This is a genomic window from Bacteroides sp. 90-K9/2 (genome assembly GCF_047310725.1).
GTDB lineage: Bacteria > Bacteroidota > Bacteroidia > Bacteroidales > Bacteroidaceae > Bacteroides > Bacteroides vicugnae.
In genome coordinates, this window is record NZ_JBCGVL010000010.1 from 67,008 (window position 1) to 78,462 (window position 11,455).

Annotated in this window: 8 protein-coding genes; all 8 read left to right on the plus strand. The window is 42.7% G+C overall.

The features are described from left to right. Positions 1-12 precede the first annotated feature (12 nt). The 8 genes from AAHJ11_RS18890 (at position 13) to AAHJ11_RS18925 (ending at position 11,420) form a co-directional block, all read left to right on the plus strand. Positions 13-1,458, plus strand: a complete 1,446-nt coding sequence (locus AAHJ11_RS18890) for a RagB/SusD family nutrient uptake outer membrane protein (RefSeq protein ID WP_195649951.1) — start codon at positions 13-15, stop codon at positions 1,456-1,458. A 28-nt stretch (positions 1,459-1,486) separates the two neighbouring features. Next, positions 1,487-2,683, plus strand: coding sequence for a DUF4929 family protein (locus AAHJ11_RS18895; protein WP_320979258.1), 1,197 nt, complete (start codon positions 1,487-1,489; stop codon positions 2,681-2,683). Continuing rightward, positions 2,670-5,534, plus strand: a complete 2,865-nt coding sequence (locus AAHJ11_RS18900) for a M16 family metallopeptidase (RefSeq protein ID WP_320979257.1) — start codon at positions 2,670-2,672, stop codon at positions 5,532-5,534. Before AAHJ11_RS18895 ends, AAHJ11_RS18900 begins: the two co-directional genes overlap by 14 nt. Then, the gene (locus AAHJ11_RS18905; protein ID WP_148367628.1) at positions 5,515-6,414 is read left to right on the plus strand and encodes a ChaN family lipoprotein; all 900 of its coding nucleotides are present in this window, start codon (positions 5,515-5,517) and stop codon (positions 6,412-6,414) included. The genes AAHJ11_RS18900 and AAHJ11_RS18905 overlap by 20 nt, the downstream gene beginning before the upstream one ends. 108 nt (positions 6,415-6,522) lie before the next feature. Beyond that, entirely contained in the window at positions 6,523-8,121 is a 1,599-nt protein-coding gene (locus AAHJ11_RS18910; RefSeq protein WP_148367629.1) for an aspartate:alanine exchanger family transporter, read from the plus strand. A gap of 46 nt (positions 8,122-8,167) precedes the next feature. After that, positions 8,168-8,548, plus strand: coding sequence for a hypothetical protein (locus AAHJ11_RS18915; protein WP_148367630.1), 381 nt, complete (start codon positions 8,168-8,170; stop codon positions 8,546-8,548). 84 nt (positions 8,549-8,632) lie between these two features. Next, positions 8,633-10,954: a TonB-dependent receptor gene (locus AAHJ11_RS18920; protein ID WP_148367631.1), complete on the plus strand. Its 2,322-nt coding sequence runs from the start codon at positions 8,633-8,635 to the stop codon at positions 10,952-10,954. A gap of 124 nt (positions 10,955-11,078) precedes the next feature. Continuing rightward, positions 11,079-11,420, plus strand: coding sequence for a hypothetical protein (locus tag AAHJ11_RS18925; RefSeq protein WP_148367632.1), 342 nt, complete (start codon positions 11,079-11,081; stop codon positions 11,418-11,420). The last annotated feature ends 35 nt before the right edge of the window (positions 11,421-11,455 follow it).

Sequence of the window (11,455 nt, forward strand, 5' to 3'; positions counted from 1 at the left end):
ACATGGATGGATATGATGATTGTAAAAATGATAAATAAAAGTCGGATCAAAACAGTGATAGGCAGTCTTTTCCTGACACTTTGTTTCACTGCCTGCTCATTGAATATTCCGTATGAAAATCAGTTTTCGGATCCGGATGCCATAACAACGCCGAATACTGCCCGTGAGTTGTTGGCTACTGCTTACAAGCAGTTGCCAAGTCCGGAATTTGACTTATCGGTATTAGGCGATGATTTTGAAACAACTTCCTGGATTTCCCGGGATGCGAGTTTGAATAATCTTTATAAATGGCAGACGCAACCCATAGAAGATCTCGCCGTTTCCATCTGGTCTGACTATTATGCGGCGGTAGCTATAGCGAATGCAGTGTTGGAACGTGTAGATGGCATATCGGTATCTACAACTGAAGAGACGAAAGAACTGCAAGCAGTGGTGAGCGAAGCGAAATTGTTGAAAGCTTATTGCTACTTCAATCTTCTCCGGCTTTTTGCACCGGATTATGAAGACGGGCCGGAAAAGGATGGAATCATATTGAAGGATCAGCTGGAATTGGAATTTCTGTATCGGTCGAGCATTGAGGAATGTGTGACTGCCATTCGTGAGTTGCTCAAGGAGGCCTTGACGGTGGAGAATAATCCTTCGGATGTTTATTGGTTTTCACAGTATAGCGGTTATTATATGTGGGCGGAATTGGAACTGTATGCTCATAATTATGAGCAGGCGGCAGAGTATGCACAAAAGGTGATCGATGAAAAAGGCGGCTATGATGTGCTTGGTGAAACGGTGTATGCTACATTGTGGAGCAATTCGTCCTGTGCAGAACGGGTGTTTTCTTTGTTTACAAACAGCAGCTATTATACCGGTATAAATTATGATACACATAAAGGGGATTACATGACAGTGAATAGTTCCCTGATAACCTTGTATGCTGATGGAGATATTCGTTCGGGAGCATCTGTATTTACCAAAGAAATGACGGATGATGCATTGGGCAACACGACGATGGAGAATTGTTTGGGTAAATATAATAAAATGAACTGGGAGAAGATAGAGCCGCAATATATCAATAAATATCGTGTGGCTGGTGCCTGTTTTATTCTGGCGGAAGCATACTGTCGTGACGGAAAGGGGCACGATGGACAAGCTGTCGGGGTGATGAACCGGTATTTGGAACAGCGTAATGCCACTTTGTTGGATACGCAGTTGTCCGGCGAGCCTCTTCTAAAGGCTATCTTTCAAGAAAAATGGAAAGAGTTTGTAGGAGAGGGGGAACGCTATTTTGATTTGAAGCGATGTCGTAAGGGAGTACTGTCCGATTGGAATACTTCCGGTACGATGGCAACAGACAAACGTGTTCAGGCGGATGATTACCGTTGGACTTTCCCCATTCCGAGAGGAGAATATCTGTATAATGAGAATGTATCACAGAATGAAGGTTGGACAAAAATAGAGAACTGATAATTTTAATTATAAACGAATCAATAAAATGAAAAAAGAAATGAAGAAACTGTTTGTTTATACAATGGGAATGTTCCTGTTGTCTCTTGTCACATCGTGTGGAGATGATAAAGAAGATACTGGGTATACAGGCGTTAATAAGATTTATTTATCTGCAGAAAATCCGGTGATTGAAGAAGCGGAAGCAACTCCCCTGACGGTAAATGTCGATCTTACTACAGCTTGTGAGCAGGATGTTACACTTAATTTTGAGGTATTGGATGACGAAGCCGGTATTTTAAAACTGGTAAATAATCCGGTGACTATTCAGGCCGGTCAGAAGAAAGCGACTTTTCAAGTTGTATCCAATCAGAAAAATCTGTTGGCTGTAGATACTTATTTTCAGATTGGCATTTCTACTATTCCTGTAGAGAATATGGCTTTGAATGCAGTGTTAAGTGTGCGTGTGAAACCCGATCCGCAAATACCGGAACTTTCCGAGGAACAATTGGCATTGATTGAAGGCTATAAAACTAAATATAACATTGATTTGACAGACTGGCTGGGAATCGTTTCTTGTCACACAGTGGTAAATAGTCCTGCAGATGGATATTTAACTCCTTTTGTTCAAGCGTTCACAAAAGAATACGACGGGAAAACAATTATTACTTTGAGTGAGGAGGCTACGGCTGAAATGCCTGTGTTGAAAATGGTGGACAACCCGATGGGATTAACCGAATATCTATATTGGGTATTTCGTGCCGAAACGGTCGAAGACTCCGAGTATTGGACAGAGTCACCGGCATCACAGACCTTGATGGAACAGATTAATTGGAATAAAAATACCAATGAAAGCTTCTCCGCATCATTGAACGGTATAAAACTTAAAGATATTACTTCTTCTACTGCCACTGTAGACTATATAGGAGAAGGAACAGACTCTTATGGTGATCCGATAAAAGCAGTTCCGTTCTCATATACTTTTAGTGCATGGACCCGGCAACAAGAATTGATGAAAACAGATCCAACTGCTCAAGAAATCTATGAACAGGGGGGAAGGGCAGAACCCGATTATTATTTGTGCAATACAGGTATTGACGAAGATGGTTGGGAAGATCCGGAAAATTTTGAAGAGTCTACCGGTAGTATTGATTTTACTGCTAAAAAGATGACCTTTAAATTTTTGATAGACCACATGAATGCCGGTGGATATACCCATGTAACAGTGACCTATGAGAAGAAATAATAAGAACTTGTATAAGGATGTTTCCATAGCAGCTATTTTAATAGCTGCTATGTGTGTGTATATACCTGGGTATGCGCAATCTGCTCCGATTTCTCTTCCAAAAGGAACTGTAGAGGGGTATTTGCCTAACGGACTGCATTATTTAATATTGAAAAACGCTGTTCCTGCTTCAAGGGTAGAGTTCCGTTTGATTATGCGTGTCGGTTCTGTTCAGGAAACGGAGAATCAGAAAGGATGTGCTCATTTCCTCGAACACATGGCATTTGGTGGAACCAGGCATTTTCCCAAACGTTCATTGGTGAGTTATCTGGAATCTAAGGGAGTGAAATACGGAATTGATATCAATGCTTTCACAGGCTACGATCGTACCATTTATATGTTTGCTGTCCCCACAGATCATGGGCAGGAGGCTGTTGTTGACAGTTCGTTGTTGATTATACGTGACTGGCTCGACGGAATATCTTTTCTTCCGGAGAAAGTGGAGAATGAGAAAGGAATCATTCTGGAGGAATTGAGAAGTTATGATCTCAATGATGAATTCTATCAGTTGAAGATTGGACAGGGTGTTTTTGGAAACCATATCCCTTTGGGTACTGCCGATGATATTTGTAAAGTGACCCCTCAAGTACTCAAAGAATATTATAATAAATGGTATACTCCTTCACTGGCTACATTAGTGGTAGTGGGAGATATTTCTCCCAATGAGATAGAGGCTAAGATAAAAGCAGGTTTCTCTTCATTAAAGAAACGTGTGGCTAAAGATTTTCGCATTTATCCGTTGGAGTATGCAAAAGGTATTCAAATATCGGAAGTCAGAGATTCGTTGCGTAACCATACGAAAGTGGAGTTGATGATTCCTCATCCTTGTGTGGTTGAACGCACTATAAACGATGCTGTCAAGAAAGAAACCGGACGTCTACTGCTTCGGGCAATAACACAACGTTTTCGGGGGCGTCACATCAAAGCGGATCTATCTGATTCCTGGTATTTGAGCGATAAGAATCATTTGGTATTGGCAGTAGAGGGAAACGACAGGAGCGAAATACTAAGTACTATAACTACTGCCGTAGCCGAATTAAACTGTTTGATTCGTGAAGGATGGGACAAGGAGGAACTGGCAGATGTCCGTACACAATTCTGCAATCAGCTAGCTGAAGGCAATCCTGACGATGCGCGTTCTTCTATTTATTTCTGTGATGATTTTACTGATTATGTAATATCAGGTGATCGTTATATGACTGCCCCGGCGGAGCGGAAGCAATTGAAAGAAGCCATGTTGCATGTGCAAAATAACGATTTGCAATTACTGCTGAAAGAATGGCTTACTTATCAGAAGCAAGCTATGCTTGTTGCCTGTAATTCTCATCCGGGGTTGGGGATGCCATTGACAAAACAGGAAATAGCAGAAGCGTGGGCAGAAGGTGAACGGGCAGAATGTATACCTTATACTTATGTTCGCCAGGAAGAAAAAGAGGAAGTGCCGGTAGAAACACCCGCTTGTTTGGCTATCCGTCCTCCTTTTGATGCTACGATGATTGCTCATATCAATGTCTATAATGAAATGGGGGTTAGGGAAGTAAAGCTGAAAAATGGTATTCGTTTAATAATGAAGCCCACACAGGATTCTGACAGCACCTTGTATCTGACTTCTTTCGCTCCCCTCGGCACTTCTTCCTTGTCCGACGAAGAATATCCTTTGTTAGAAGGTGTTGGAGGATATATCGATATGGGAGGTCTTGCGAAAGTAGATGGTCAAATTCTCTCAGAATATCTTTTTCAGAAAGAAATGTCAATCACTGTAGCCATGGAAAATCATTGGCATGGTTTTATGGGAATGTCTTCCACTGCTAATGCGCCGGAATTCTTCAACTTGATTTATGAGAAGATTTTTGATCCTGAACTGAAATACGAAGATTTTGAAGAGATACGTCAGGGATTGATGCAGAATGAAGGGAAAGAAACCATGTTGGAGAAAATGCTGAAAAGGGATTCAGGGCGTCAGTTGTCTGCCCGCATCAATGAATTGATGGGAGCATCTATTATGCGTCCATCTATTCGCTCTTTTGCAGAACGGTTGAACCTCGATTCCATAGCCGGATTTTATAAGAAATTGTATACACGTCCCGAAGGAACTACGTATGTTGTATGTGGTAGTTTCAATCCGGATTCGCTCATGCGCCAGTTTGTGTCTGTATTCGGAAGAATTCCGGTTTCAGGAAATACGGTGCAATACTCTTATCCTAGTTTTGAACTACCGGATAAAACCCTTATAGAGGGATTTCCTAATGATAACGAGACACAGACCTTGTTTGATTATTTACTTTACGGTCATTACCTGCCTTGCCAAAAGAATACACTCATGTTGAAATTGATGCGAGATGTAATTCGTAACCGCCTGATTTCAGTCTTGCGTGAGCGGGAGTCATTGGTCTATTCTCCTTATATTTCATTGTTTTATGAGGGAATCCCGTGGGGTACATTCTACTTTGACATAAATGCTTCTGCCGATAACCGGAATATGGGGCAGATAGACCGTTTGTTGAAAGAAATTCTTCAGAGGCTGAAGGAAGAAGAAGTAGATATACAGGAATTACAAACCATCAAGCGCTCTTTCCTCTTGGCAAAACGTGAAGCATTGAATGAAAAATCACCGGCGGCATGGCGTACCACGCTGGTCGGATTACTTAAAAATGGGGAATCATTAGCTGATTTTGAACAATACGAACAATGTCTTGATGAGATAACTCCGGTTGAGTTGCGTAAAGCTTTCAAAGAATGGATTGACTTGGATAATTATGTGCTATTATATTTGAGTAATAATAAATTAAAGAATGAAACAGCAAATGATTAAGCGTTTATTAGTTATAATTTGGGGGTGTTTTTGCCTGCAAATGGTTACCTGTGCACAGGTAGGAGTGGACAAGCCTGCCTACGTGTTATATGATAATGCGGGGAAAGCAATTACTTACAGCCAGTTGATAAAGCAACTGGAGAAGTATGATGTCGTTTTCTTAGGAGAGATGCATAATTGTCCTATCACTCACTGGCTGGAGTTTGAAATAACCCGTTCCCTTTACCATATTCATAAGGACAAACTGATGTTGGGAGAAGAAATGATGGAGAGCGATAACCAACTGATCCTGAATGAATATTTGCAGCGTAAAATTTCTTACGATCGTTTTGAAGAAGAGGCTCGTTTGTGGCCTAATTATAGTACGGATTATTCTCCGGTAGTCTATTTTGCTAAAGAGAATAAGATTCCGTTTATCGCCACAAATGTACCCCGCCGTTATGCCAATGCAGTGAAAAACGGGGGACTTGAAGTGCTGGATTCACTGTCAGATGAGGCTAAAAGATACATTGCCCCTTTGCCCATTTCTTTCAATTATGATGAAAAGGAGAGTGAGGCAGCTTTTAGCATGATGAATATGATGGGAGGACAAAAATCCGGAGATAATTATAAGTTGGCACAGGCACAGGCTGTAAAGGATGCTACAATGGGGTGGTTTATAGCTCACAATATGAAAGACAAATTTCTGCATATTAATGGAAGCTATCATTCCGACTGGAAAGGTGGGATTATTCCCTATCTGCTTCAATATCGTCCCGGGACAAGCGTTGTGACGGTTACTTCCGTACGTCAGGAAAACACGGATAAACTGGATGAAGAAAATAAAGGTCGTGCGGATTTCTATATCTGTGTCTCGGAAGATATGGTAACCAGTTATTAAGAAAGTAAAAGAATCAGGTTAGTAAAACTCATAAAAGTCTCCATGATGCTGTGCGTCTGGAGACTTTTTTGTACCTTCGCGCCCTTAAACTAACTAACCTTTATTTTTATGTTTACTGACTTATTGCATTCCTCTTATTTTTCCCTTTTCCTGATTGTCGCATTGGGGTTTATGCTGGGAAGAATAAAAATCAGAGGATTATCTCTCGATGTGTCGGCAGTTATTTTCATTGCCCTTCTTTTCGGGCATTTTGGTGTTATCATTCCTAAAGAATTAGGAAACTTCGGTTTGGTGCTCTTCATTTTTACCATCGGTATTCAGGCTGGGCCCGGATTCTTCGATTCTTTCCGCAGTAAAGGAAAGACGCTCATTCTCATTACTATGCTTATTATTTGTTCCGCCTGCCTGACCGCAGTCGGATTGAAGTACGCATTTGATATTGACACACCGAGTATTGTCGGTCTGATTGCCGGTGCGTTGACCAGTACGCCGGGTCTGGCGGTTGCTATCGACAGTACCAATTCTCCTTTGGCATCCATTGCTTACGGTATCGCATATCCGTTTGGAGTGATCGGTGTGATTCTGTTTGTCAAGCTGTTACCTAAAATTATGCGGGTGGATTTAGATAAAGAAGCCCGTCGTTTGGAAATAGAACGTCGCGGACAATTCCCGGAATTGACTACTTGTATTTATCGTGTCACCAATTCGAATGTGTTTGATCGCAGCCTGATGCAAATTAATGCGCGTGGTATGACGGGTGCCGTTATTTCCCGTCTGAAACACAATGATGAGATATCCATTCCTACAGCTCATACAGTGTTGCGTGAAGGAGACTATATACAAGCCGTAGGTAGCGAAGAAGCGCTGGATCAGCTTGCTGTACTGGTAGGTAAGAGAGAAGAAGGTGAACTGCCTTTGGATAAAACGCAGGAAATAGAATCTTTGCTGTTGACCAAAAAGGATATGATAAATAAACAACTGGGGGATTTGAACTTACAGAAGAACTTTGGCTGCACGGTTACCCGCATTCGTCGAAGCGGTATTGATTTGTCTCCGTCTCCCGATCTTGCTTTAAAATTTGGTGATAAGTTGATGGTGGTCGGTGAGAAAGAGGGGATTAGAGGAGTAGCCCGCCTGTTGGGGAACAATGCGAAGAAACTGTCCGATACGGACTTCTTCCCTATTGCGATGGGGATTGTATTGGGAGTGCTGTTCGGCAAAATAAATATATCTTTCTCTGATAGTCTGTCATTCTCTCCGGGATTGACCGGCGGAGTGCTGATGGTAGCTCTTGTGTTAAGTGCGATTGGCAAGACAGGACCTATTATCTGGTCTATGTCCGGACCTGCTAATCAGTTGTTGCGCCAGTTGGGTCTGCTTCTTTTTCTTGCCGAAGTAGGAACTTCTGCCGGTAAGAATCTGGTAGCCACTTTTCAGGAAAGCGGATTGCTGATGTTCGGAGTGGGGGCTGCCATCACATTAGTGCCGATGCTTGTTGCAGCCGTTGTAGGACGTCTGGTATTTAAAATCAGCCTGCTCGATTTGTTGGGGACTATTACGGGCGGTATGACGAGTACTCCGGGACTTGCTGCTGCCGATTCAATGGTAGACAGTAACATACCGAGCGTAGCTTATGCAACAGTTTATCCGATTGCTATGGTATTCCTGATTCTGTTTATTCAAATCATAGCTTCGGCGGTATATTAACAAAATTTTGTATAATCATTGATTGTTAAATAAATAGTTCGTATCTTTGCCGCCTCAAAGAAAAAATGAGGTGAAACGATTGTTATTGAATATTACACGCTACTTCTTACCGATACTGTTTGTGTCGTATCTGGTAAGCTTTACATTCTTTGCCCACGTGCATGTGGTCAATGGCGTGACAATCGTCCATTCACACCCGTTTAAGAAAGGGGCGGCACATAAACACTCTACAGTCGAACTGCTGCAGATTCATTTTCTGTCTCACTTGACGGCAGACGGTGCAGCTATTGTTTTTGCTCTTTCCCTTTTTATTCCTTTCTTATTGTGTTTTCTGCTCGGACGTTCGCAATATGCTCACTATCACTGTCCGTATCATGGGGTAGTGGGACTTAGAGCACCTCCGGTTATTCGTTTCTCCGTTCTTTGAATGATGATACCGTACCTTGCATGAGGTAGGGCATTGTCTGTCTATCCATGTGAATACTTATCGAAAATGAATAACAAACGAAAAATGAAGAAATATATCTTTTCGCTTGTCTGCCTGTGCTGCGCATTGTTGCCTGCCCTTGAAGGACAAGCTCATGAATATCCGGATCATCCCGAATTACGTAAGTCAGATGCCAATATTATTGGTCATATTCTTGATAAAAACACAAAAGAGCACTTGCCCTATATTACAGTCGCCCTGAAAGGTACTACCATCGGAACAGTGACCGATGCTACCGGGCACTATTTCTTGAAAAATCTTCCCGAAGGCAATTTTGTGCTTGAGGTTAGTTCGGTGGGCTATAAAACCGTCAGACGAAATGTGACGCTGAAGAAAGGACGTACATTGGAAGAAGATTTTGAAATAGAAGAAGACGCAGTTGCTTTGGATGGCGTAGTAGTATCTGCCAATCGTAATGAAACCACCCGCCGGCTGGCTCCGACACTGGTGAATGTAGTAGATTTGAAAATTTTTGAGAATACCAACTCTACGACTTTGGCGCAGGGGTTGAGCTTTCAGCCAGGCGTCCGTGTAGAGTCCAATTGTCAGAATTGCGGTTTCCAGCAGGTGCGTATCAATGGACTGGATGGTCCTTATACGCAAATCCTGCTCGATTCCCGTCCCATTTTTAGTGCACTCTCCGGTGTATATGGTATCGAACAGATTCCTGCCAGCATGATAGAACGTGTGGAAGTGATGCGTGGAGGCGGTTCGGCCTTATTCGGTTCATCTGCCATTGCCGGTACAATAAATATCATTACTAAAGAGCCGATACGCAACTCCGGTATGTTATCCCATACAATTACGGGAATTGGCGATGGAGACGCTTTTGATAACAGTACGGCATTAAACGCATCTCTTGTGACGGATAATCAACGTGCCGGTTTGTATATCTTCGGTCAGAACCGCCATCGCTCTGCGTATGACTATGATGGAGACGGATATTCCGAGATTCCTAAGTTGCATGGTCAGACAATCGGTTTCCGTTCATTCCTGAAAACAACGACTTATTCGAAACTGACTTTTGAATATCACCATATGGAAGAATTTCGTAGGGGAGGAGACTTGTTGAACCGCCCGCCCCACGAAGCGAATGTGGCGGAGCAGACCGAACACTCGATCAATGGCGGAGGACTGAAGTTTGATTATTTCTCACCTGACGAGAAACATCGTTTCAATGTGTTTGCATCCGCGCAGCATATCAATCGTGACAGCTATTATGGTGGCGGACAAGATCTGAATGCTTACGGAAACACCACCGACCTGAACTGGATGGCAGGATCGCAATATGTTTATAGTTTCGCAAAATGTATCTTCATGCCTTCCGACCTGACTGCCGGAATAGAATTCAATCAGGATAAACTGGAAGATAATATGTGGGGATATAATCGTACGGTAGACCAAAAAGTGAATATCGGTAGTGCCTTTCTTCAGAATGAATGGAAGAATGAGCACTGGGGATTCCTTATTGGCGGTCGTTTGGACAAGCATAATCTGATTGACCATGTGATATTCAGTCCGCGTGCCAATCTGCGTTATAATCCGACTGAGAATATCAATCTTCGTTTCAGTTACTCATCCGGTTTCCGTGCTCCGCAGGCCTTCGACGAAGATTTGCACGTGGAGAATGTAGGCGGTAATGTGGCGATGGTTGAACTGGCGGACAATCTGAAAGAAGAAAGATCACAGAGCTTGAGTGCTTCGGCAGATATTTATCACCGTTTTGGCGCGTTTCAGGTTAACTTTCTGGTAGAAGGATTCTATACAAAGCTGTCAGATGTATTTGCCCTTACCGACGGAGAGACAGTGGACGGAATCCTGACACGTACACGCTACAATGCACCGGGAGCCCGTGTGATGGGATTGACATTAGAAGGAAAGATGGCATATCTGACTAAATTCCAGCTTCAGGCAGGAGTCACTTTGCAGCAGAGCCATTACAGCGAACCGCACGTATGGAACCCAGACGCTCCGGCTGTGAAGAAAATGATGCGTACGCCGAATACTTACGGTTACTTTACAGCAACCTATACCCCGATAAAACCATTATCTATCGCTCTTTCCGGTACATATACCGGTTCGATGCTGGTTCCCCACGAACCTGTGCCGGGATTCCTTGAAAACCCGATAACGGTGAATACCAAAGACTTCTTCGACATCGGTTTGAAGGCTGCCTATGATTTCAAACTTTACAAGTCGATGAACTTGCAGGTGAATGCCGGTATACAGAATATTTTCAATGCTTACCAGAATGACTTCGATAAAGGAGCCGACCGTGACTCCGGTTATATCTATGGTCCGTCGTTGCCGAGAAGTTTCTTTGCAGGGGTGAAGATAAGTTATTAAGATTCGGTTAAGATTTAAAATCGTTATAAATAGGGATTGTTTTGTATAGAGACAATCCCTATCTTTGCAAAAAACAAACTGAACTCTGACTTTACTGCACGGAATAGATGTGCAAAATTACCGGATGAAACAATTGTACCTACATATAATGAAGTATTTTCTGCCTGTACTGTTTATTTCGTACATGGCAGGAATCACTTTGTTTACTCACTCACATGTGGTAAACGGGGTTACGATTGTCCATTCGCATCCATTCAAGAAGGGGAGTGAGCATAGTCATACGACGGTTGAATTCCAGCTACTTCATTTCCTGAATCACATATTGGTGACAGATAGCGGACTATTACCCGCGTTTATTGTTGCCGTTTTCTCTTTCTTGTGTATTCTGCTTGCCCGTCCGCAAGGTATGCGGTATTGTCGTACTTGTCCGGGCGTAATATCTCTTAGGGCGCCTCCTGTCGCTTAGTCTATACTTTTCGGGAATAGCATTTATTATTAGTT

Excerpts from the sequence above, each read along its gene's own strand:
- AAHJ11_RS18925 (WP_148367632.1), top strand. The coding sequence starts at position 11,079 with ATGAAACAATTGTACCTACATATAATGAAGTATTTTCTGCCTGTACTG.
- AAHJ11_RS18910 (WP_148367629.1), top strand. The coding sequence starts at position 6,523 with ATGTTTACTGACTTATTGCATTCCTCTTATTTTTCCCTTTTCCTGATT.
- AAHJ11_RS18905 (WP_148367628.1), top strand. The coding sequence starts at position 5,515 with ATGAAACAGCAAATGATTAAGCGTTTATTAGTTATAATTTGGGGGTGT.
- AAHJ11_RS18900 (WP_320979257.1), top strand. The coding sequence starts at position 2,670 with ATGAGAAGAAATAATAAGAACTTGTATAAGGATGTTTCCATAGCAGCT.
- AAHJ11_RS18895 (WP_320979258.1), top strand. The coding sequence starts at position 1,487 with ATGAAAAAAGAAATGAAGAAACTGTTTGTTTATACAATGGGAATGTTC.
- AAHJ11_RS18890 (WP_195649951.1), top strand. The coding sequence starts at position 13 with ATGATGATTGTAAAAATGATAAATAAAAGTCGGATCAAAACAGTGATA.
- AAHJ11_RS18920 (WP_148367631.1), top strand. The coding sequence starts at position 8,633 with ATGAAGAAATATATCTTTTCGCTTGTCTGCCTGTGCTGCGCATTGTTG.